This window comes from Planctomycetaceae bacterium, from assembly GCA_041398785.1.
Classification (GTDB): domain Bacteria; phylum Planctomycetota; class Planctomycetia; order Planctomycetales; family Planctomycetaceae; genus JAWKUA01.
The window spans coordinates 307,009-330,503 of record JAWKUA010000006.1 but is presented as its reverse complement, the minus strand read 5'-3'; the positions used below and the strand labels follow the sequence as shown (position 1 = coordinate 330,503).

Sequence of the window (23,495 nt, the reverse complement as noted above, 5' to 3'; positions counted from 1 at the left end):
TGGTGCTCCCGCCACCGCTTCCGGCTAACCAAAATGGTTACCTCGCCGGGTGGCCCGACCGACTTGTTCGGTCGGGTCGCGTAGCGACAGGATGTGATATCATGCGGGTCCAACTTTCGTGACACTCCCGCCACACCTTCCGGCTGAGCAGGATGGTTGACCGCCGCGTTTACGATACACACAAACACATTCATATCGTGACCTTCTCCTGTTACAAGCGTCGGAAACATTTGCAGCATGATCAGGCGAAAAGGATCGTCATTGGAACCATGGGCAGCCGACTGACCCTGCAGAGAGGACTGTGCCTGGGATTCGTCATCATGCACGATCACGTCCACGCTCTCGTGTGGTTCCCCGAGACTCTTCAAATCAGTCCGTTCATGAATCAGTGGAAGGAACTGACGTCTAAAACGTTGAAGTCCGTGCTGCGTGAGCGTTTCCCGAATTATTGGTCGCAGATCGACTCGTCCGAGCCGATCTGGCAGTCACGTTACTACGGCTTCAACATCTGGTCACGCGCGAAGGTGGAGGAGAAACGGGATTACGTGCACCTGAATCCCGTCCGGGCGGGCCTGGTGCAACGAGCCAGCGACTGGCCATGGAGTTCGGCTCACTGGTATCTGGAGCGTCGATCTGTTGGTTTGCCGATTCGCTGGCCGCCCGGGCTGGAACATGACGACCAGTTTGCAACAGAACTGTAATCAACGCCCACGATGATCCATCTTGTGCCTGCGGCACCCAACCGCCGTGAACGGCGGTCGGGCCACCCTGTGATCCGCCGGGCAACAACGGAGAATGAAATGGAACGCGACAACGTCTTTCAGATGGCGGCCTCCAACATTCGTTTCGGTGCAGGATGCACGGCGGAAATCGGCATGGACCTGCGCGATCTGTCGGCCGGACGGATTTTGGTCCTGATCGATCCCAACCTTCGATCGAGTTCCGTTGCCGAAGTCATCATCGATTCGCTGAACGCTCAGCGGCGGGAGTTCGTGCTTTTCGATGAGATCTCCGTCGAACCCACCGACGCCAGTTTTCAGCATGCTGCCGCTGTCGCCGCGGACGGAAACTTCGACGCGTTCGTTGCTGTCGGCGGTGGCAGCACGATCGACACGGCCAAGGCGGCGAACCTGTATTCGACATGGCCAGCCGGATTTCTGCACTACGTGAATGCTCCCATCGGAGCAGGGCAGCCCGTGCCAGGGCCGCTGAAGCCGTTGATCGCGGTTCCGACAACAGCCGGCACCGGCAGCGAAACAACAGGCGTGGCGATCTTTGATTACGTGGAAAAGAAGGCCAAGACCGGAATCGCCCACCGCTATCTGAAGCCGACCCTCGGAATCATCGATTCAGACAACACACGCACGCTGCCCGCGCAGGTTGCCGCCGCCAGCGGACTGGACGTGCTGAGCCACGCCCTGGAGTCCTTCACCGCTTTGCCGTTTGACCAGCGCCCGAAGCCAGTCGGTCCGCTGCATCGGCCGGCCTATCAGGGAGCCAATCCGATCAGTGATCTGTGGTCGCTGCACGCTCTGAAGGTGATGGCGGAATTCCTGCCGCGAGCCTTCGCGGACACGACCGACAACGAAGCTCGCGGAAACATGCTGCTGGCAGCGGCGATCGCCGGAATCGGCTTCGGCAACGCGGGCGTGCATCTGCCGCATGGCATGTCGTATCCCGTCGCGGGAATGGTGAAGAACTTTCGGCCGGCGGGATATCGCACCGATCATCCGCTGATTCCTCATGGAATGTCGGTGATTCTGAACACACCGGCCGTTGTCCGCTTCACCGCGTCCGCGTGTCCGCGGCGACACCTGCAGGCGGCAGAAGCGTTAGGTGCCGACATCCGCGGCGCGGACGAGAAGGACGCAGGCGAGATCCTGGCGAACCGAGTCATCCACTTCATGAAGCTGATGCAGATGCCCAACGGCCTGAGCGACGTGGGTTACACCGAAGACGACATTCCGGCTCTCGTCGCCGGCACTCTGCCGCAGCATCGTGTGACGAAACTTTCCCCGCGTCCTGCCGATGAGGCCGATCTGACGTGTTTGTTCCGGCAGTCTCTTCGCATCTGGTGAAATGAAATCATGTCCTCAGTCCCCGATGTTCAGAATCTCATCGACGGTTCGCTGACCGAAGCACGAGCGAGTCAGATTGCCGACGTCTTCAATCCCTCCACGGGGGATGTCATCGCCCGCGTGCCCTTGTGCGCTTCGGCCGATGTCACAGCTGCAGTTGACGCCGCGGAAAACGCGCTTCCGTCGTGGAGCCGCACTCCGATCGTCGATCGCGCGCGACTGATGTTTCGTTATCGCGAACTGCTGGAACGCAGCTTCGATGAACTGTCCCGTCTGATCACGAAGGAAAACGGCAAGACGATCGCGGAAGCTCGCGCGGAACTGCGGCGTGGAATCGAAGTGGTCGAATTCGCGTGCGGCATCCCGGGACTGTTCGCGGGGCAGTCACTGGCCGACATCGCGGCGGACGTGGACGCCGACGTGTCGCGTCATCCGGTGGGTGTCTGCGTCGGAATCACGCCGTACAACTTTCCCGCCATGGTGCCGATGTGGATGTTTCCGATCGCACTGGTTTGCGGCAACACATTCGTGCTGAAACCGTCGGAAAAAGTTCCGCTGTCGGCTGTTCGGCTGGGTGAGTTGCTGCTGGAAGCCGATTGCCCGCGGGGCGTGTTCAACGTGCTCCACGGTGGCCGGGAGTGTGTTGACGCGCTGATCGCCGAACCGCGCGTGGCGGCCATTTCCTTTGTCGGTTCAACACAAGTCGCCAGATCGATTTATGAGCGTGGTACCGCCGCGGGCAAGCGGGTTCAGGCAGCCGGCGGTGCGAAGAATGTCTGTGTCGTGATGCCGGATGCCGATCAGGAACTGGCGGCGAAGGCGCTGGCTGCGGCTTCGTTCGGTTGCGGAGGCCAGCGCTGCATGGCGACCAGTCTTGCGATCCCCGTGGGCACAGCAGCGGATGACGTTGTCCGGCAGCTTTCACAGCACGCCGAATCGCTGACTGTCGGTGCGACCGACGAAGCTCAGGACGTCGATCTCGGTCCGCTGATTCGTCGCGAGCATGTGGAGCGAGTTGCGTCGTACGTCGAGACTGCCAGCAGCGAAGGAGCCGTCGTTGCTCTGGACGGAAGACGCTCGTTTCCGGGCGGCGGTTTCTTCCTGGGTCCGAGCGTCGTCGACCACGTCAGCCCGGAGATGTCGGTGGCTCGCGATGAGATCTTCGGACCGCTGCTTTCGGTGGTGCGCGCCAGAACGCTCGATGACGCTCTGCGACTCGGCCGGATGAGTCCGTTCGGTAACGGCGCGTCCATCTTCACGCGAGACGGCTATGCGGCTCGACAGTTTCGCGAGCACTGCAACGCCGGCATGATCGGAATCAACGTGGGAGTGCCCGCGCCGATGGCCTGGTTTCCGTTTACGGGCTGGAACGGATCCTTCTTCGGTGATCTGCACGTGCAGGGCATGGAAGGCATCCAGTTCTACACGCGCCAAAAGGTCACGCTGACGCGCTGGCTGCGTCCTTCCGGCGACAGCCACCACGATCCCGTCTGGAAATCGTGAACGCCGATACTTCGCCCTCTCGTTCCGAAGCTGCAGTTTCGGAACGCGTATCCCGGAAGCTCTGCTTCCACCACTGTACGATGGGCGTTGCCGGCACCACTCATGCGAAGCAGAGCTTCAAGGATATGCGGTCCCAGGCAGGAGCTGGGACCGAGTTTCAAAGGGCGAAGCGAACAACGAATACTGCAGCTACTTTGCAGCCTTCATAGCCGGAAACAGCAGCCGGCCCGGTGACTTCGTCCGGACGCTCCACAGCGAACCACCGGCGGTGATGAACAGCGTGCGCAGGTCCTCACCACCGAAACTGCAGTTCGTCCCTTCGTCGCGAGGAATGTGGACGAAGTCGATCAGCCGGCCGTCAGTGCTGAAGACGTAGACACCGGCCCTGTGACGCACGGCGGTTTCGAACGGCGGGACCGCTTTGTCACGACCTCCGGCGACGTACAGCCGGCCGTCGATGTCCTGAGCCATGCCGTCCGGACCGCGACCGGTCTGCCAGTCGTGAATTTTCTTTCGCGAATCCGCAACGATGTTGCCTTCCGGAGTCAGATCGAAACGCCACAGGATATGGGCTCCGCCGACGGTGTTATTGTTGTTATCGGCAACGAACAGGAAGCGGTCATCCGGAGTCACCAGCACACCGTTCGGACGATCGGCTTCGTGCGTGATGATGCGGGTCACCGAGCCGTCCGGGTCAATGCAGTAGACGCCTTCGACTTCGCGACCATCGGCGTCGAGCATTTCCATGTCGGTGCGCGGGCCGTATTTCGGATCGGAGAAGTAGATGCGGCCCTTCGAATCGATCGTCAGGTCGTTCGGCTGGTTGTATCGCCGGCCGTTGTAGTTGTCCGTGAGCACCGTGATGGTCCCGTCGAGTTCCGTGCGCGTGACACGGCGGAGTTTCGGTTCGCACGAAACCAGTCGGCCCGTGCGATCGAACAGCAAGCCGTTGGTTCCGGCGTCGGGGCGAAAGGCGTGAAGTTTTCCGTCATGATCGCGGCGGTTGATTCCTCCGTGTCCGCTGAACAGCAGGCCGAGTTCCGGATGCCATGCCGGACCTTCACCGGCTCCTTCGTTTAACAGCTCGTCAGGTCCGGATTCCACAACGCTGTCGCTGTCGATCTGTTCGAACAGCGGCCGGGCGCGTTCGGTGTGCGTCGTGACTATGCGGTCGACGTCTTCGGCCAGCACGTAGCGGTTGCGAACCAGTTCATCGCATGCCTGCCGAAGCTTGTCGCGGTAATCGTCGAGCGACGCGTAACGTTCCTGCACCGACAATCGTGGATCGCCCGTCCATTCGCGTTCAAACTTCGTCACGGGAAACGGAATGTACGACCCGGCCAGCTTGATGAGTTCGCTCTGAGCCCCCGACGACGCGGCACGCAGGTTCCAGCCGGTGAATGTGGCGACCGGAACAGCAACTTCGGGCGGCAGCAGACAGCCGAGTTCGTTTCCGTCTTCGTTGGTCTTTGCCGCGAGCACTCGATACTGCCCGACGATTCGGGGCGGCTGATAGTCAATGATGCCTTCGGTCAGCCAGCGCGGGCCGAGATCGAAGACCGGCGGCTGCTGGATGACGTTCGGGTAGCGAATTCCCGGAATCGCGGGAAAGCCGGTGCCCGCCTGTTGCCAGTCAACCAGCGTGCCGGATGCAATCGTTGGATAGACGCTCGGCGGGGCGGAAGTTCCGCCGGCGCACCATTCGTCCAGCGCTGTCAGCAATGCTCGCAGAAACGGGTGGTAGTCTCCGGGATTGGCGGCAGTCTGTCCGTCGCCTTTGCCTGGTGGCCATCCGGCCGGACCGTGCTGCGTTCCGCCGAATGCAAAAACCCGCACGTTGTCGGGAATGTCGGCGTCGCGTTCGGACAGCGGGTCCGTGTGAGCCAGCGAGCCGCTGCGCGACCAGTATTCGGCCGACGACTGCGTGTGCAGAATGTACGGGGCGACATCATCCGCTGTCGCCTGATCCAGGATTCCCGCCGTTTGTTCGGTCAGTGCATCGGTCTGCGACGCGTACGTGAACGGAAACCGATCGCTCGGCCATTCGTGCAATTCCTGCTGCGAGTTGTAGGTCGTCGGCTGAGCGAAGCGGTGGTTGAACGATCCCAGCCCGCCTCCGGCGACGTGCGGAATCAGACCGTCGAAGACCTTGCGACCCTGTTCGTCGGCGTTAAACCCGGAGTACAGAAACTCGCGCAGATAGCGACCGCTTTGTGAAACGCCGAATCCGTGATTTCGCCTCACAACAGGCTGACCGTTCAACAGAAGCGGGTTGCCGTCGCCCGTGCCGGGTTTGAGCGCCGACATCAGGTCACGTACCGACGCGAACGTGACTCCGTGAACCAGCGGATCCTGAGCTTCGTAGATGACTTCGTACAAATAGCCCGGTTGGAATCCGGCCGGAAGTTCCAGATCAACGCGCGGCAACTGCCCCTGCCGTTCCGATTCGATGTCCTGAACGTACAGATGGAACTGTTCACGCGGGATCAGAACGCGAGGGTCGCTCGGTCTTAGACGCCACGTCAGCGTCGCGTTCTTCAGGCCCGCGTCGGTCGGCCGGTAGGCGCCGTGAGCGTCGCGGTTGACGGAGATTCGCGTCTGCCCGGGTTCGGAAACCGCGATTTCGTACCGCACGAGTCCCGTGATCGGTTGTTCGTCGGACGCCGTCGGAGCATCCAGTTGCAGTCGGCCGTCTCCCGGCAGCAGTTCGCCGTCCCAGCCGCTCCACACGACGATCCAGCCGTGCTTCATCAGAAAGCCGTGCCCGGCGTCGCTGAGATCGTTTCCGCCGGAACCGTCGTTGAAGAACCGAATGGCCAGCTTGTTGCCTCGGTTGTTGACGTCATACAACGCCGCACCGCGAGCCTTCGTGAGATCCTTCGGCGAAAGCAGGTCCAGATCTGCACTGAATTCGACGCGACCGTTTTCGTTCTGCGGTGCGTGCTGCAGGTCGATGATCCGCTGATTGCCGGGCAGCGCTGGATCGATTTCAAAGAAGACCCGTCCAACGATGCGTTCGTAGGCTCCGACGTTGCCGAACTGTCGTCCGCCGGCGAACGGTTCGCGGCGCTGGATTTCGAAGCGGGTCACTTCTGCGACCGCGACCGGGATCACGCCGGTACAAGTCAGAACAAGCCACAAGCAAACTCGGCACATTCGCAACATCGCATCGCTCCACCAATCGTCGAATACCGTCGGACAGGAATCGCGGTTATCTTGCGGTTTTCACCCCCGGATCGCAAAGGTCCGCAGGGAGACCGGCGGCGAACCTGCTGATCGTTCTGCCTGCGATCGGCATCCTGCCACGATCCGAACTGCCGCGTAACTGCACGAAAGAGGTCTGTGATGAACTGCCGAACAATGCCGATTCCTGCCGTGAAAATCGCAGCGTCCGTGATGCTGCTGTTGCAAGTTTCGATCGTCGCGGCGCAGGACACGATTCCGGACGGTGTTGTTTTCGAAAAGGACATTGAGTACGCCAATCCGGACGGCCAGCACCTGCAGTTGAACCTGGCTCGCCCGAAGGACGGCAGCGGTCCGTATCCGGCAGTGGTCTGCATTCACGGCGGCGGGTTTCGAGCCGGCAGTCGGGAAGGCTTCAACGGCCTGTGCCTGGAACTCGCCCGCCGCGGATACGTGGCCGTGACGGTGTCGTATCGCCTGGCTCCGAAGTATCAGTTTCCGGCAGCCGTCCACGACGTAAAAGCGGCCGTCCGATGGATGCGAGCCAACGCGGATCGGTATCACATCGACCCCGATCGCATCGGCACGACCGGTGGATCAGCCGGAGGCCATCTGGCTCAGTTTCTGGGCGTCACCGGCGACGTCGACCGGTTTGAAGGCGACGGCGGCAACCCCGAATTTTCCAGCAGCGTGTCCTGTGTGGTGAACTTCTACGGCCCCAGCGACTTCACCAAGTCGTACGACGCCAGCGTCGACGCGGCGGAAGTTTTGCCTCTGTTTCTTGGAGGCAATCTGCAGGAACAACGTCATCGCCACATCGAATCCAGCCCGCTGTACTGGGTCACTCCCGATGCCGCGCCGACGCTTTGCATTCACGGGACAAACGACAGCTATGTGGCGCACGAGCAGGCTGTCTGGCTGGTCGATCGGCTGAAGGCCGCGGATGTCGACGCAACGCTGATGACCATCGAAGGCGGCGACCACGGGTTTCGCCAGTCATCACCGGAAGTGAAAGCCGACATCGAAAACGCTCGCCTGGAATTCTTCGACCGGTACCTGAAACCAAAGCCGTGAGTAAGCCTGGTGACGGGGACTCCCCTGCGAAATGAAATCCGGCACGTTCGTTTCCGCGAAGATTCGTGGTTGCGTCACTGCCGTTCGTCGTCGTGAAAAAAGCGGTCCCATTCCCTTCGCAGGCGTTCCCGATCGGCGTCCGGAAGATCGGCATGGGTGTTTCGCTGATAGCCGGAGTTTGCGGCCGCGTACTCTTCAATCTTCGGTTTGACGGCTGCGAATTCCCCCAGTTCCAGAGCGTCATACGCGCGTTCCAGAACCGCCACCGGATCGGCGATCAATTGGTCGTAGGCGATCTCATGCAGTTGCGTCGCCGGTACGTCGGCGGATTGAGTCCGATACGCGTCGTACAGGCGCCGATACGTGTCGATCACCATATCGGGAATCTGTGGTGACGGCAGGACCTGAAGTCCCCAGACGGGCTGCACCTGTGCGGCCATGTGACACATCGACCGAAACACGTCGCAGGGATGTCGGCGAATGTGCAGAAACTTCGCGTCCGGATAAAGCTGTCGCAGCGAATGCAGGCGAGCGGTGTGGTTGGGAGACTTCAAAATCACGCGCTTGTTCGTCTTGAGTGCGATCTTGCGAACGAAGTGATCGAAGCAGGACTTCCACAGCGAGAGTTCCTGTTCGGTTGCATCGGCGAAATCCAGGTAGACGTCGTAGCGGGCGGCATTTCGCGGGAATGCCCAGCTAAGCATGTTCGAACAAAGAGTCATGATGGCCAGGGCCATTTCGTCTTCATGAGGTTCCTGCAATCCCTGAGGCATGTTGTCCATAAACCGTTTGTGCGGCGTCATCGCATCGAGCAGCGGCCGCAGCACCGCTTCCGTCAGCAGGAACGTGTGGGGATACATGGTCTGATACATGTTTGGCGCGGCGAAGCGTTCGTCCAGACACAGCAGGTTGTGCAGATGTGTCGTGCCGCTTCGCCAGCATCCCACGATGAAGATGGGAGCCTCCGGCTGCAACTGCTGCAGACGGCTGCGGTACACGACCGATTCCAGCGGCCGCAGGATCGACGTCAGCAGACTGCTGGTGGAAATAAAGGCCGCCTTTCCCCAGTATCGCGGAGCAACTCGCCATCGGTTTTGCGCGAGCAGTCTGATCCAGTCGGACAGCGTGATGCCCGCCAGGCAGGCGGGGCCAAAGTATTTCACGAATGCGTTGTTTTTCATGGCTTTCGGCGGAATTCGAAGTCCGCTCACGACTGAGTCGAAGTGCCGCCGGAAATAATGCGGCGACTGCGGTGTTTTCAGACGTGCGAGTACGGAGAACGCGGGATCCGAACTGAACGTTCCCCGGATTTTTTTTCGAACGGGTTTGAAACGGGACCCACAGACTGCGAGGATCGAACGCACGCGTCCCGCGCCGGGCCGGCCGGCGCGTGTGGGACTGGTACCCGTCGAACCGTTACCCGTCGAACGGGCATGCGCCGAGAATGTTCGCATCGGGCGGGATCGCACCGAGTTCCATTCACAAGTCAGATTTCGTCCTTCCGGGCTCCTGCGGCATCGGCAATGTATGAAGCTCGACCATTCGCGGGAACTCCGGAGGAACTGGCAAAGTTCGTCGTTGGTGCGTGGGAATCCACGTACGCCGGAAAAATGCCGGTTCCGCACTGGAGCGGAGATTACTTTCGCTGGCAATTGCGGCTGGACGAACCGGACAGCCATGAGAACTCGATTGCCGTTTACGAAGGCGACCAGCCTGTCGGTGTCATGCTTCAATTTCCCGTGATGTTTGAAATCGCCGGTCGGCCGTGCCCCGGTGTTCAGTCGAGCTGGCTGAGCGTTGTGCCGGAACACCGCGGCCGGGGAGTCGCGACGCTGTTGTTTGATGCAGCACAGGCAGCGCTGCTTAAGCAGAATCTGCGTCTGCGTCTGGGATTTGGATACACGGGTTCCAGAGTCTCGCTGGGACCGCGTTTCTGGAAGCGGCAGCGGGACCGAAGCGCAACGTCATTTGTCGGCCGCGCGGGCTTCTGGGTCCGAGTGCTCGACGCACGGCGGGCGGCGGCGTGGAACGTCAATCTTCCCGAAAGTCGCCTGACCTCGCTGGCGGGGCCGTTCCTGCGATTGTCACGGCCACGAAATCGGTCCGGGATCATCATTCGCCCGGCCCAACATTCCGACGTGCCGCGCTGTCTGGAACTGGCCGATGTCGCCACACGAAACTGCCAACTGCGACTGGTCCGGGACGCGGACGCGCTGGAACGGCACCTGGGGCTGGCAGGGTTCAGTCAGGCACTGGTGGCGGAAGAGCGGGGGCAGGTCCGGGGTTGCATTGCGTATCACTGCATTCCGATTGCCGGGCGAACAGTGGAACGCGTGGGAATTCTGGATCTGGTGTTTCTCTCCGAATTGTCGAAAGCCGGACGCACCGAATTGCTGAAGTCCGTTCTGTGGCGACTTCGCGACGAAGGGGCTGTCCTGGCATTGAAGCTGCGAACCGGCGACTATCCGGCGGGGACGTTTCTTTCACGCGGATGGTTCTGCAAGCCGGCGGATTCCGACGTGATTGTTAACTGGGCACAGGAATCGGAAAAGATTCCTCGATTGCGGCGGATGCACGTTCTGTGGCGATGAATGAATCGGGAATAACACCAGCGGAAATCAACAACAGGCGCCTGGTTCAAGTTGTCCGGCGGATCTTCGAATGCTGCGCGAGCACCGACGACGTGTCGTCCGCGCGGAGTCTTCTAAGAACCCCTGACGAAACCTATGAGATCCTCATTGGTTTTGCGAGGGGTTCTTAGTTGGCGACGCAACTTCCGCGGTCGGCAGGTATGTTGTGCAGCGCCAACCGGTATACTCTGAATTACCGCACGCTCAACATTGGCAGGCAAATGGCAGGTAAGGTCTTGCGATGACTCAAACGGTCACTCCGGTTTTTCGATCGCCCTCTGTATCGGGCACCGTCAGTTCCAGCCGACCGGACTGGACAGCTACCGACGTGGCGCTCAGGTGCCGCCGCAGCATATCACCGGAAGACTGGCGTCGTGTGGAACAGCACGCGTGGACGTGGGGGTCCGCACCGGAATCGTACGACATCGCGATATCGGACGGTTCCTTTCTCAGTTCCGCGTGCGGCAGCGTGATGGTCAGCGTCCTTCCGCACCGGCGTTACTGGCATGTTCCCGGCGGGCTTCTGGGTCCGACCGAGCTGATTCGGGACGCGGTTGCATGGCTGAAGCGAGTTGCGGAACGCCGCCGGGTGACACTGATTCTGTATTCCGTGCGTGAACAGGATGTTCCGGCATTCGTCGACGCGGGGTTTGAAGTCACGAAGTTCGGCGAAGAACCGGTGCTGGATCTGGGTGACATTACCTGGCGCGGCAAACCGTTTGAGTGGGTGCGGCGTCAGTCAAACTTCTGCCGTCGCGCCGGACTGGAAGTTGTGGAGATCGCCGACCAATCGGAACAGCACCGGCTGGCGGACGATCTGCTGGAGATCCTGCGGGAAGATCTTGCGTGGCGGACTTATTCCCGGCCTCTGAGACTGCTGGAAGGTGAATTCGACGCACGGGCTCTGTTTCGCCGGCGGCTGTTCGTCGCGCGATCGATTCGGACCGGACGGACGGAAGCGTTTCTTGCCTGCAGTCCGATGCAGGCCGGTCAGAGCTGGGGGTTCGAAAGCTATCGTCGCCGCAGCGGCGCTCCTCGCGGTGTGATGCCGTTTCTGTTTCGGGAGACAATCGACCGGTTGCAGGCCGAAGGCGTTCGACAGGTGTCATTGTGTCTGGTCCCCGGAAGAAACATTCCGCAACATTCGAGTCCGACAGCTCGGCGGCTGGTGCAGTGGACGTTGTCGACGTGGTACAAACGGCTCGAATTCCTGTTCAACGCGCGCGGCCAGGATTACTTCAAGAGCCGGTTTCGTCCGCGGTTTCAGAATCGCTACATCTGCGTCACACCGACGACGACTCTGCGGTCGATGACATCGTTTCTTCAGGTCAGCGGGGCCGTCCGGCCGGATCTCCGCAACCTTGCTCGCAATCTGTGGAAGCACTCCACAGCGCCAAGCACCGTGCCGCGAATCAAGGTCAGCGCGTGACACGAATGATCCGCACGCTCCGCCATCGTTCCGCAGCGGGGTCAGCGACCGCAATGCACTGCTCACGAGCAACCATAATGAACCAGACATATCAAATCCTGTCCGCGACGGGAGTGTAAAGTCGATGGAAGCTGCGTTCCTTCAGGAGACGACCGCCAGTCCGCGGGATGCCAAACGTGGCGAAGTTCGTGCCACCGCGCGCTGGTGGTCATTGGTGCGTTCGTGGCCGCCGCCGGAATTGCGGCCGCCGCGGAACCCGATGCCGTCATGCTGCGTTAACCAGCGGCAGTTGTTCCTTGACGATCATGTCGTTCAACGAATGACTGGGCTGCAGCGCACAATGCACCGGCCCGAAAAACGGGGTGCGTCATTCGTCCGGATCGGCCATGGGAATTGTCTCTGCAGACCCGGTGTGCTCCTGCCTGGAACCCGGAACGTCGCGTCTGGCAGATGTGGCTGATTACGTCGACAACCGTGCCCGGTCTGGCCGGAACCACCTACGCCGAAAGCGAAGACGGAATCACGCTGGACGAAGCCGTCACTCGGTCAGCTGGAAAGTGCCCAGGCACCGGACAACAACTTCATTTCCGTCGTGCCGGGTGACAACTGGCCGGCGAATGCGGTGGAAAACGTCGTCCGCGACCCGCACGATTCCGATCCCGCGCGACGCTACAAGGGGTTCTATGGAGCCATCGGCCGGCGTCCGATGTTCAGTCCGGATGGTCTGCACTGGTCGCTGTCTGATGTCGCGGAGCTTCCGTCGTCCGATGAATCCAACCTCAGCTTTGACGAAGCAAACGGGTTATTTATTGCCTCATTGAAGAAAGGCGGGCCGTTCGGCAGGTCTCACGCAATCTGGACCAGTTCCGACTTCATACACTGGAACGACACCGGATCGCTGTTTCATGCGGACGAAACCGATCAGCAGCTTGCAAAATCGGCCATTGCCGAACGGTTCGCCGACGCGTCGCTGCAGCGGCCTGTGGAAAACCGTCCCGAAGACTACAACGCCGACATCTACAACATCGGAATCTTCAACTACGAAGGAATCTACATCGGACTCCCCGCCGTATATCACGCCACCGGCAAGCACGAAAACAACACGGATGGCTTTCACCTGATCCAGCTTGCCTGCAGCCGCGATCTGCGGCAGTGGCAACGGCTGGGCGACCGTCGGCCGTTTATCGGCCCATCTCCCGTCGGACCGGACGTCTGGGACCGCACGCAACTGCTGCCCCCCAGTTCTCCCGTTCTGCGCGACGACGAATTGTGGTTTTACTACACGGGCATCAAGTACCGAGCCAAACCGCAGGACGGCGACGAGAAATCCGGAGCCGTCTGTCTGGCGGTGCTGCGACGCGACGGCTTCGTGTCTCTGGACGCCGGACGCGACGGCGGTGAACTTGTGACGCGGCCGCTGCATGTGCCGAACACTCAGAACTGCCGACTGGTGCTCAACGCGCAGGTTGCCGACGACGGTGAAATCACGGTGGCGGTGCTCGGCCCCGACGACACGCCACTGCCGGGATTCTCCTTCGACGACTGCCTGCCCCTGACGGGTGATGACACGGATCTGGTCGCCGCCTGGAAATCCGCAACCGATCTCGGGCGTCTGCCGAATCAGCCGCTGCGGCTGCAGTTTCGTTTGAAGAATGCATCACTGTATTCATTCCGTTTCGTGGATTCGGACGCCAAAGCAACAGCGCCGTGAATCCATCGCGGCTGCCTTGCCTGCAACTTCCCACACCTTCGCGCGCGGTTCTGACATCGCTCGTCCCGCGGGCGACAGGGGTTCTTTGAAAACAGGCGCTGACGCGGATTTCGTTCGCAACATGAGTCGCCTGTCTCATTGCAGGGATGTGATGATTCGACGATGATTGAGCCTGCAGTTCGGCCGGCAAAACTTCTCCGTCAGTGCCAGGCGTCAGGCCGGAATCGCCGGCACCTTTTCACACGGACCGCGATGCATGAAACTGGTCAGATTCGTATTGATGGCGGTACCTGTCATTGCATGGCTTTCCGACCAGGCGGTCGGTCAGGAGTCCGGCTTGCCGCGAAGTACTCCCGAAGCTCAGGGCGTGTCGTCGGCCGGAGTTCTGGAATTTCTTGAGGCCGCGGATCAACACGTCAATTCGATGCACAGTTTTATGCTGGTGCGTCACGGTCATGTTGTCGCCGAAGCATGGTGGGAACCGGAATCGGCAGACAAGGCACATGTGCTGTGGTCGCTGAGCAAGAGCTTCACGTCAACCGCCGTCGGGCTGGCGGTTGCCGAAGGCCGATTGAGCATCGATGACCCGGTGTTGAAGTTCTTTCCGGATGAAGCTCCGGCCGAGCCTTCCGCAAATCTGAAAGCGATGCGAGTCCGGGATCTGCTGACGATGTCGGCCGGTCATCAGGACGAGGTGAACCTGAGAGAAGCGAAGGACTGGGTGCGTGCGTTTCTGAATCATCCGGTACCTCACAAGCCGGGAACTCACTTCCGGTACAACACTCCGGCGACGTATATGCAGTCGGCCATCGTGCAGAAGGTGACCGGCGAAACGGTGGTTGATTACCTGACACCGCGACTGTTCGAACCGCTTGGAATTGAAAAGCCGCGATGGGACGAAAGTCCGCAGGGGATTTCGATTGGCGGGTACGGACTTTTTCTGCGCACGGAAGACATCGCTAAGTTCGGTCAGCTTTATCTGCAGAAGGGCAAATGGCAGGGCAGGCAGCTCATACCGGCCGGCTGGATTGAACAGGCCACGTCGAAGCAGGTTTCCAACGGCAGTGATCCGGAACGTGACTGGGATCAGGGTTACGGATTTCAGTTCTGGCGCTGTCGTCATAACGCCTTTCGCGGCGACGGTAAGGACGGGCAGTTCTGCGTTGTCATTCCCGATCAGGATGCCGTCGTGGCGATTACGGCCAACACGGGAGACATGCAGGCCGAGCTGAATGTCGTCTGGGACAAACTGCTGCCGGCGTTTCATGACAAGCCGCTGGCGGAAAATCCTGAGGCAGTGGCAAGGCTGAAGGAAGTTACTTCCCGACTGAAGGCCAAACGGTAATGCCGTCGCGGCTGTTTCGTGACGGACTGTGAATACTCTCCTGGTGGACGATTCCGTATGAGACCATTCGCGCTGCTGTGTTTCGTCATCACATATGGATTCATAACGACCGTGCAGGCACAGGTCGTCCAGCGTGACATTCCGTATTCGGAGCCGGCCGGCGAACTTCAGGTGCTGGATGTCTACTCACCCGATCATGCAAAGAACCTGCCGGTGGTGTTCTGGATTCACGGCGGTGGCTGGCAGACCGGGGACAAGTCCGACGTTCGGCTGAAGCCGCAGTTGTTCATGGACCGGGGATTCGTGTTTGTCTCCACGAACTACCGACTATTGCCCGACGTCGAAATGGAAACGATTATCCGCGATGTCGCGAAGTCCGTGCGGTGGGTCCACGATCATATTGCGGAATATGGCGGTGACCCCGATCGCCTGCTGGTGATGGGTCATTCGGCCGGCGCGCAGTTAGCGGCGTTAATCTGCACCGACGATCGTTACCTGAAGGCGGAGGGCCTGCCACTGGACATCATCCGCGGCTGCGTGCCGGTGGACGGCGACACGTACGACATTCCGGCGATTATCGTCACCGCGGAGACTCGCCGCCGCGTGCATGGTCAGCCACAGGCGAAGTTCGGGCATCGCGAAAAATTCGGCAATAATCCCGAAAAGCACATCGACTTTTCCGCCGTCACGCACGTTGCGCCGAACAAGGGAATTCCTCCGTTCCTGATTCTTTACGTTGCCGATCACCCCGACAACTCCGCCCAGGCGCAGCGGCTGGGGGCGGTGCTGTCGGAAGCCGGGATCTGGGCGAAACTGTCCGGCGCCAGAGAAACGAACCACAACAGACTGAACGACGAACTCGGTCTTCCCGATGATCCGTCGACGAAGGTGTTGCTTGAGTTCGTTGACGGCGCGCAGAAGAAGTGAAAACCAAAGCGTCCGCCCGCAACGTCACTGTTTCATCGCCGCGGTCGCCGGCAGGGCATCGACGAACTTCGCGTCAGTTCGCCGAAGCTCCCGGACCGCCGCATTTCTGAGGCGGACCAGCAGTTCCTGGTTTTCCGGTCTGACAGCGAGATTGTTCAGTTCTTCCGGGTCGGCGTCCAGGTCGTAGATCTCTTCGACTTCGCCTTCCACAAACGTGCGAATGTACTTGTGGCGGCCGTCTCGCAGCAGCGCGTACCACGGAACCTCACCGACGATGGTCAGCGCTTCGTCGGTGGGAATCGTGTTTGTGTCGCTGCCGTAGGAACGCGCCGTGTGCGTCATCAGCATCGCGGAATTCCATTCGTCCGTTTCGGGATTCTGAAGCAGAGGACGCATGTCGCGGCCGTGCATCTGCCACGGAATCGTGACTTCAGCGGCGCTGCAGAAGTACCGGACCACATCCGGCGCGTTGATCGCGTGCCGGCAGACCTTGTCTTCGGGAAGTTTTCCCGGATAGCGGATGATCAGCGGACTGGCGACGGTAGAGTCGTAGGCGGCGACTTTCTGGTTGAAGCCGTGTTCCCCCAGGCCAAAGCCCTGATCGGCCGTGTAGACGATCAGCGTGTTTTCAATCTGACCGGAAGCTTCCAGCGCGGCCACCAGCCGACCGACGCCTTCGTCGATTGCCATTGCGCATTCATTCACCTGCTGGACCCAGGCTTCGAAGGATTGTCCGGCGGTATTTGTGTTGAAGTTGCTGGCGGCATCAACGACTCTTCTGCGGCGGTACGCGCTGCCGTCCGGTCCGCGTTCCCAGGCCGCCGTTGTATTCAGAAATCGTGGTTTGTCGGGCCACGGTCCGAAGATATCGGCGGGGACTGGTGCGGGGTTTCCGGCAAGTTTGCCTTCGTGTCGTTCCGCAGGTGTTGTGGGTCCGTGGACGGCGCCGTAGCACAGCCACAGGTACCACGGCTTGTTGACGTCGCGGTGCTTTCCATTGATGTATTCGATCGCCCAGTCGGTGTAGTTGTCCGTGGAGTACCCTTCCACCTTTCGATCGACACCGTTGAACGTGACGATCTGCTCTTTGAAGTAATTGCCGGCATTCTCCGGATGTCCGGGACGGTTCCAGACGATCTGGTGATCCCAGTCGCGTCCGTTACCGGTGTCGACGCCGGTATGCCACTTTCCGATCTGTGCCGTGTGGTAACCCTGTTTTCGGAACTCCGCGGGCACGAACGGGCATTGTTCGGGATCGTAGGTGCTGGCCGGATAGGTGCCTTCCATTCGCATCGTCTGAATTCCGTGCTGCAGCCTTCCGGTCAGAAAACTGGCGCGGGACGGCATGCACCACGCTCCGAAATAGCAGCGTTCAAAGCGAACTCCGCCGCGCGCGAGCGCATCGATGTTGGGCGTGTTCACCCAGTCCGGCGCTTCCCGATAGCACGACAGAGTCTTGTAGGACTGGTCGTCGGCGTAAATGAACAGAATGTTGGGCCGTTCGGCCTGACAGACACGGCCTGCCATGGACGCTGACAGCACCAGCGTCAGAAGCGTGAACCAGCGACTCATCTGCAATACCTCCGGCAGTGTTGCGATTGAATTCGGGTCAGAGCGATGCCTGTGTTCAGCACCACTCCCGCGAAGATATCGTCATGCGGAACTCAGCAGAAGCCAACACGCATCCCGAAGTGTCTGCCGAACCGGGACGCCTGTCGGAACGCGCCCGGATGCCCGCTGAACTGGTCCGCCGCAATTGAGCGATGTCGGCCGCCTGCCATGTCGCCGGACGCTGAGGTCCCGGGCGACGAACCAGCATGCGCGACGGCACACGCTGTCAGGCAGACGATCGTCATCGAACAGATGCAGACACGCCCTGCGCCGCTGCCGGCTTGCAGTATGTGTCGAGCCATTCGAAGAACACTCGGTGCCAGAGCACTCCGTTCTGTGGTCCCAGCACCCAGTGACCTTCGTTCGGAAAGTACAGGAACTTCGAAGGCACGCCCTGAATCTGTGCGGCGGTGAATGCTTCCATGCCCTGAGTCACCGGGACCCGAAAGTCCTTCTCGCCGTGAACAATCAGCAGCGGTGTCTTCCAGTTCTTCACAAACCGGTGCGGCGAGAACCGATCATAGTCGCGCTGAATCATGTCTGCCTTCCAGTACGGACCGCCCAGATCCCAGTTGACGAAGAACAGTTCTTCGGTTGAGCCGTACATGGATTCCAGATTGAACACGCCGCAGTGGGCCAGCATGCAGGCGAAGCGATCGCCTGCGTTGCCCATCAGCCAGTAAACGGTGTAGCCGCCGAAGCTGGCGCCAACTGCGCCGACGCGCCGTTCATCGATGTAGTCGGTCGCGGCCAGTTCGTCCGTCACCGACAGCAGGTCCTGCATGGCCTGTCCGCCCCAGTCGCCGCTGATCTGGTCGTTCCATTCCCGACCGAAGCCCGGCAGGCCGCGTCGATTGGGAGCGGCAACCACATAGCCGCTGGCCGCCATCAGGTGGAAATTCCACCGATAGGAAAACCACTGACCGATCTGGCCCTGCGGACCGCCCTGACAGTACGTCAGCATCGGCCATTGCTTTTTCTCGTCGAAGTCCGGCGGATAAATGACCCACGTGTGAATCTGTTTTCCGTCAGTGGCTTTGACCCAGCGTTCCCGGATTGTCGGCAGTTCGAGCGTTTTATAGATCTCGTCGTTGATGCCGGAGATTGTCGTGGCTTTGCCGTCAGTCAGTGACATCACCGCCAGTTCGTTCGGCCGGATCATGCTGCTGAATGTGACGAGCGCGCGATCTCCCGCCGGGAATACGTCGTACGCTTCCCAGTCGAAACGTCCGCTGCTGATTTCGTGAGCACCCCCGCCCGACGGGTTCACGCGAAAGACCTGAACGGTTCCGTTGCGTTCCGAAGTGAACAGGATACCGCTGCTGTCGGGAGTCCAGTGGGCTCCGTGAGCCGTCTGATCAAGTCCTGCCGTGGCTTCGGTGATGGCACCACTGCTGCGGTCATAGATCATGATCCGGTTGCGGTCCGATTCAAACCCGGCACGCTGCATCGAATGAAACGCCAGCAGCCTTCCATCCGGCGAATACGACGGGTCGTTGTCATAACCTTCCATGCCCTCCGTGATGTTCTTCGCGGACGCGGGGTCGGCAATGCTGACCAGATACACATCGCTGTCAGTGGATTCGGCCCAGTTCTTCACGTCCTTTGCGGTATAGGCGATTTCCTGTCCGTCCGGCGACCACGCGAACTGTTCACTGCCGCCGAACGGCGGGACCGGGCAGTCGACTCGCTGATTCTTCATCAGGTCCGTCGGTTTTCCGGAGCGACCGTTGTCGCCAATCGCGGCCACATGCAGGTGGCTGTACTTGTAATCGTGCCAGGCATTCCAGTGACGAAACATCAGGGAATCGATGATCCTCGCATCGGCTTTCGGCAGGTCTTCGTAAAGGTCCTGCACGGTCTTGTCGAGCTTGATATCGGCGGTGAAAGCGATGTGATGTCCGGTGGGAGAGACCTTCAGATTTGCGATTCCGCTGAATTCACTGTCGTCGTCATCGGAAGATTCGGCGTCGGTGGCGTCTTTCGTGTCCTTCTCGTTCGTCCATGGAAAGTCTTTCGCGGTGAAGTCAGTGACCTGCAACAAAGCACCGTCGATCGGATTCATCGCCCAGACCTGCGACGACGCGTTTTCTTCTGTTCCCGACAGGCCCGTGAAGAACAGTCGTTCGCCGAAGGGTGAGGGTCCGAACTGCAGATCGGAAATGGAACTCCAGTCGGTCAGCAGTTCGCGCTGACCTCCCGATGCCAGGTCTTTGACATAGACCGTACTCTTTCCGGAATTCTCCTTCAGGTCATACCGGCGAACGGTGTATGCCACCAGGTTTCCGTCGGCGGACAATGTCGGACTGCTGAGTCGTCCCAGCTTCCACAGCAGCTCCGGAGTCATCCGCGTTTCCTGGCCGAAGGCTGTTGATGCGCAGGCAACGAAGCAAATCCATGCGCTGGTCAGAAGTGTCTTGATGGTCATCTGAAGAGTCCTTACGTTCGGATCACATCGGTGAAGTCGGCAGCCGTGACTTATACGGCAGGAACAGCAGGACTTCCACGGTCTCGCGGTTCGTCGGCACGCCTCCGGACCGTTCGCCGGGGTCCGTTCTTATTGATCCTGCTGAGTCGGTTCGGATAAGATGGCCACCGCACTTCCTTATCCACAGAACTCGGCTGCACAGGGCTCGGCACCATGTTGACGATCACAGGTCGTGGCGGATCTTTGCGGGGCAACTTCTGCGACGGGATTTCGCGTCGGGGCTTCCTGACGATTGGCGGCCTGGCAATGGGAGGTCTCTCGCTGCCTCAGGTTCTGCGAGCTGAAGCCGAAGGCAGCGCTCCGAGATCTCACAAGGGCATCATCAATATCTATCTGCCGGGCGGTCCGTCTCATCTGGATTTGTGGGATCTGAAGCCGGAGGCTCCCAGCGAGATTCGCGGTGAGTTCAATCCGATCCGCACGAACGTGCCGGGAATCGAAATCTGCGAATTGTTTCCGCGCATGGCGGCGATGATGGACAAGTTCATTCCGGTCCGTTCGATCTGCGACGCCGACGGCCGGCACGACTGTTATCAGTGCATGACCGGACGCCGATTCGACAGTCGCAAGCCGCCGGGAGGCTGGCCGGCCGCAGGTTCCTGGGTTTCGGCGATTCAGGGCGAAGTCAATTCCGCCGTGCCGCCGAACGTGGCGCTGATGTATCAAACCGGCAACCGTACCTGGGGTGAACCGGGCACCGGTGGATTTCTGGGCGTCGCTCACACGCCGTTCAATCTTGTGGGACGCAAGCCGCGAACGTCGGCGGATTCGATGACGCTGCAGGGAATCTCGCTGGACCGGCTTCGCGACCGTCGGCAACTGCTGTCCGGCTTCGATCAGTTCCGCCGGGCCGCGGATACTCGCGGCGTCATGGACAGCATGGACGTTTACACACAGCAGGCGATGGGGATTCTGACAAATTCTGCCCTGGCGGATGGCCTGGACCTGTCGAAGGAAGATCCGGAAATCGTGGCTCGCTACGGCACCAGTGACGAAACGTTTCAGCGCGACGGTGCTCCGAAGATGATCGAAAACTTCTGCATCGCTCGACGTCTGATTGAAGCCGGTGCTCGCTTTGTGTCGCTGAACTACAGCCGCTGGGACTGGCACGGCGGCGATGGCATGAACTTTCCCCGCTCGCGCGAAGAGTTTCCGCTGCTGGATCAGGGACTGTCTGCGCTCGTCACGGATCTGCATGAACGGGGTCTCGACAAAGATGTCTCCGTGGTTGTCTGGGGTGAGTTCGGCCGGACTCCCAAGATCAATCAGAACGCCAGCCGCGACCACTGGCCTCAGGTATCCTGTGCGATGCTGGCCGGCGGAGGCATGAAGACCGGCCAGGTTCTGGGGGCGACCAATCGCCTGGGCGAATACGCGTCGGAGCGTCCTGTGAAGTTCCAGGAAATCTTCGCGACGCTGTATCACAACATCGGCCTGGATGTCCACGGCTTCCGGATGTTCGACCAGAGCGGCGTGCCGCAGTATCTGGTCGACGAAGGCATCGAACCGATTTCTGAAATCATCTGACGACGGCCGGTCCGGAAACGGGGTCGGCGATCAGGCGATGATGTCGGTCACGACGTTGCCATGCACATCGGTCAGCCGGAAGTCGCGACCGGCGTGGCGATACGTCAGATGCTCGTGGTCAAATCCCATCAGTCGCAGCATCGTGGCGTGCAGGTCGTGGACATGAGTGCGGTTCTCGACGGCGCGATAACCGAATTCGTCGGTCGCTCCGTACGCCATGCCACCCTTCACACCGCCGCCGGCCAGCCACACGGAAAAGCCGTGGTGATTGTGATCGCGTCCCGTCGGCGGAGCGGTCTGACCGATGGGAATTTCGACCGCCGGAGTCCTGCCGAATTCGCCGCCGCAGATGATCAGCGTTTCGTCCAGCAGCCCGCGGTCGGCCAGGTCGGAAATCAGCGCGGCGGTCGGGCCGTCGATTTCATTTCCCAGGCGGCGGTGCTCGCCGGCGATATTACCGTGGGAATCCCATGGCTGCACGTCGCCGTGGTAGCACTGAACAACGCGGACTCCCCGTTCGATCAGCCGCCGCGCCATCAGAAGCTGCCGGCCGTGAACCGTATCGGCCCTGTACCGGTCATGCGTGGTTTTTGATTCCTTCGAAATGTCCAGCGCGTCGGTGGCCTGCATCTGCATGCGAAAGGCCAGCTCGAAGGACTGTATCCTTGCTTCCAGAGCGGCGTCGTCGCTTCGCGGCTGCTGGTGACGCCGATTGAGTCGTGCCAGGAGATCCAATTGCCGGCGCTGCTGAATCGGTGACAGGCTGTCGTTGCGAATGTTCGCCAGCAGTTCGGTGATTTCCGTCTTGCGCGTATCCAGATAGGTGCCCTGAAAGATTCCCGGCAGAAACGAACTGCGCCAGTTGGATGAATCGGCCACCGGCAGTCCGGGACACAGCGTGACGAACCCAGGCAGGTTCTGATTCTCGCAGCCAAGCCCGTACGTCAGCCACGAACCGTAGCTGGGCCGCGACAGACGTTCGTCACCCGTATTCATCAGTCTCATGCTTTGTTCGTGATTCGGCGTGTTGGCGAACATCGATCGGATCACGCAGATTCGGTCGGCATGTTGTGACGCTGTTTCGTGAAAAATCTCACTGCACCACAGGCCGCTGTCTCCGTATTGCCGGAACCGGAACGGCGACGGCAGAGCAACGCCGGTTTCGCGTTCCGTCGTCAGGTTTCCCGTCGGCAACTTTCTGCCGCCCCAGCGTGTGAGTTCCGGCTTGGGATCCCAGGTGTCGACCTGCGACGGGCCGCCGTTCAGATAGATGTGGATGATGTGCTTTGCCGTCGCGGGAAAGTGTGGAGCTTTCGCTGCCAGCGGCCCGTCCGCGGCACGCAGCAGCGCCGGCATTGCAACCATGCCCAGCCCTGTGCCCATGCCGCGAAGCAGTTGACGTCGTGAGAATTCCGTGTTCATGATTGCTGCCCGTTTTTCAGTTCGGCGGGAGTTCGGTTCATTCGAAGGAGGGTGCAGTTGATCGCCAAGCGCCACTGCAATGGTGCTAATGCGCAGACAGTCGGGCGTTGCCTGACCGTGTCGCGTGTGGAGGGTTGTTCGTTGAGTGCGTTCGCGAAATCCGGGGTTGGCAGGAAGGGGACTCATCGGACTGAGCCGAAATCATCGTCAGCTTGTCAGTCCACAAACATCAATTCGTTACTCATCAGCAACACCTGAGCAAACTGTTCCAGCGAAGCGGTGGTTAAGAACTCTTCAGCCAGCAACAGCTCTTCGTCCGAAGGCTGCCGTCCCAGCACAATCTCATATGCCTGGGCGACGCGCTGCGAATTGGTCCCGGCATCGAGTCGGGCGGCAAGTGCGGCAGCGGACTGCGTCATGAACGCTGAGTTCATCGCGAACAGCGCCTGCTGCGGAACCGTCGTGACGACTCGCCGGGCTGTCGATGTGTCAGCGTTGGCAAAATCAAATGTCTGTATCATCGACGGAATGTTCTGCCGTTCCACGAGGCATAGACCGTTCGGCGGT

At 60.3% G+C, this 23,495-nt stretch carries 17 protein-coding genes; 11 read left to right on the top strand and 6 right to left on the bottom strand.

The features are described 5' to 3' along the window. Window positions 1–152: 152 nt before the first annotated feature. The 3 genes from R3C19_09750 (at window position 153) to R3C19_09740 (ending at window position 3,581) form a co-directional block, all read left to right on the top strand. Window positions 153–701, top strand: coding sequence for a transposase (locus R3C19_09750; protein MEZ6060634.1), 549 nt, complete (start codon window positions 153–155; stop codon window positions 699–701). Between the two features lie 99 nt (window positions 702–800). Next, window positions 801–2,078, top strand: coding sequence for a hydroxyacid-oxoacid transhydrogenase (locus tag R3C19_09745; GenBank protein MEZ6060633.1), 1,278 nt, complete (start codon window positions 801–803; stop codon window positions 2,076–2,078). Between the two features lie 9 nt (window positions 2,079–2,087). Next, complete coding sequence (locus R3C19_09740; GenBank protein ID MEZ6060632.1) at window positions 2,088–3,581, top strand: CoA-acylating methylmalonate-semialdehyde dehydrogenase; 1,494 nt, start codon at window positions 2,088–2,090, stop codon at window positions 3,579–3,581. A gap of 189 nt (window positions 3,582–3,770) precedes the next feature. Here the strand turns inward: R3C19_09740 and R3C19_09735 are convergent, their stop codons facing one another. Beyond that, the gene (locus tag R3C19_09735; protein ID MEZ6060631.1) at window positions 3,771–6,671 is read right to left on the bottom strand and encodes an alpha/beta hydrolase domain-containing protein; all 2,901 of its coding nucleotides are present in this window, start codon (window positions 6,669–6,671) and stop codon (window positions 3,771–3,773) included. Window positions 6,672–6,926: 255 nt separating this feature from the next. On the opposite strand from R3C19_09735, the gene R3C19_09730 reads away from it, so the two are divergent. Continuing rightward, window positions 6,927–7,838: an alpha/beta hydrolase gene (locus tag R3C19_09730; protein MEZ6060630.1), complete on the top strand. Its 912-nt coding sequence runs from the start codon at window positions 6,927–6,929 to the stop codon at window positions 7,836–7,838. 74 nt (window positions 7,839–7,912) lie between these two features. Here R3C19_09730 and R3C19_09725 read toward each other — a convergent pair whose 3' ends face one another. After that, window positions 7,913–9,019 (bottom strand): sulfotransferase, encoded by a 1,107-nt coding sequence (locus R3C19_09725; GenBank protein MEZ6060629.1) that lies wholly within the window; start codon window positions 9,017–9,019, stop codon window positions 7,913–7,915. A 342-nt stretch (window positions 9,020–9,361) separates the two neighbouring features. Here R3C19_09725 and R3C19_09720 point away from each other — a divergent pair, with 342 nt between their 5' ends. From R3C19_09720 to R3C19_09695, 6 genes are all read left to right on the top strand, one after another. Continuing rightward, on the top strand, window positions 9,362–10,429 hold the full coding sequence (locus tag R3C19_09720) for a GNAT family N-acetyltransferase (GenBank protein ID MEZ6060628.1): 1,068 nt from the start codon (window positions 9,362–9,364) through the stop codon (window positions 10,427–10,429). Between the two features lie 367 nt (window positions 10,430–10,796). Then, window positions 10,797–11,897, top strand: coding sequence for a DUF2156 domain-containing protein (locus R3C19_09715; GenBank protein MEZ6060627.1), 1,101 nt, complete (start codon window positions 10,797–10,799; stop codon window positions 11,895–11,897). 393 nt (window positions 11,898–12,290) lie between these two features. Continuing rightward, complete coding sequence (locus R3C19_09710) at window positions 12,291–12,500, top strand: hypothetical protein (protein MEZ6060626.1); 210 nt, start codon at window positions 12,291–12,293, stop codon at window positions 12,498–12,500. Further along, a complete protein-coding gene (locus R3C19_09705) occupies window positions 12,490–13,608 on the top strand; it encodes a hypothetical protein (GenBank protein MEZ6060625.1) in 1,119 nt (372 codons plus the stop codon). The genes R3C19_09710 and R3C19_09705 overlap by 11 nt, the downstream gene beginning before the upstream one ends. A gap of 256 nt (window positions 13,609–13,864) precedes the next feature. Next, window positions 13,865–14,953 (top strand): serine hydrolase, encoded by a 1,089-nt coding sequence (locus tag R3C19_09700; GenBank protein ID MEZ6060624.1) that lies wholly within the window; start codon window positions 13,865–13,867, stop codon window positions 14,951–14,953. Window positions 14,954–15,010: 57 nt separating this feature from the next. Continuing rightward, window positions 15,011–15,880 (top strand): alpha/beta hydrolase, encoded by an 870-nt coding sequence (locus R3C19_09695; GenBank protein MEZ6060623.1) that lies wholly within the window; start codon window positions 15,011–15,013, stop codon window positions 15,878–15,880. A gap of 24 nt (window positions 15,881–15,904) precedes the next feature. Here the strand turns inward: R3C19_09695 and R3C19_09690 are convergent, their stop codons facing one another. Next, window positions 15,905–17,452 carry a sulfatase-like hydrolase/transferase gene (locus R3C19_09690; GenBank protein ID MEZ6060622.1) on the bottom strand — a complete coding sequence of 516 codons (1,548 nt, stop codon included), beginning with the start codon at window positions 17,450–17,452 and terminating at the stop codon, window positions 15,905–15,907. Window positions 17,453–17,732: 280 nt separating this feature from the next. Further along, window positions 17,733–19,919 carry a S9 family peptidase gene (locus R3C19_09685; GenBank protein MEZ6060621.1) on the bottom strand — a complete coding sequence of 729 codons (2,187 nt, stop codon included), beginning with the start codon at window positions 19,917–19,919 and terminating at the stop codon, window positions 17,733–17,735. 213 nt (window positions 19,920–20,132) lie between these two features. On the opposite strand from R3C19_09685, the gene R3C19_09680 reads away from it, so the two are divergent. Next, on the top strand, window positions 20,133–21,506 hold the full coding sequence (locus tag R3C19_09680; protein MEZ6060620.1) for a DUF1501 domain-containing protein: 1,374 nt from the start codon (window positions 20,133–20,135) through the stop codon (window positions 21,504–21,506). A gap of 30 nt (window positions 21,507–21,536) precedes the next feature. Here R3C19_09680 and R3C19_09675 read toward each other — a convergent pair whose 3' ends face one another. Together R3C19_09675 and R3C19_09670 are read right to left on the bottom strand one after the other, a co-directional pair. Then, window positions 21,537–22,928 (bottom strand): DUF1501 domain-containing protein, encoded by a 1,392-nt coding sequence (locus tag R3C19_09675; protein MEZ6060619.1) that lies wholly within the window; start codon window positions 22,926–22,928, stop codon window positions 21,537–21,539. A gap of 215 nt (window positions 22,929–23,143) precedes the next feature. Then, the gene (locus tag R3C19_09670; GenBank protein ID MEZ6060618.1) at window positions 23,144–23,473 is read right to left on the bottom strand and encodes a DUF1553 domain-containing protein; all 330 of its coding nucleotides are present in this window, start codon (window positions 23,471–23,473) and stop codon (window positions 23,144–23,146) included. Window positions 23,474–23,495: the final 22 nt, after the last annotated feature.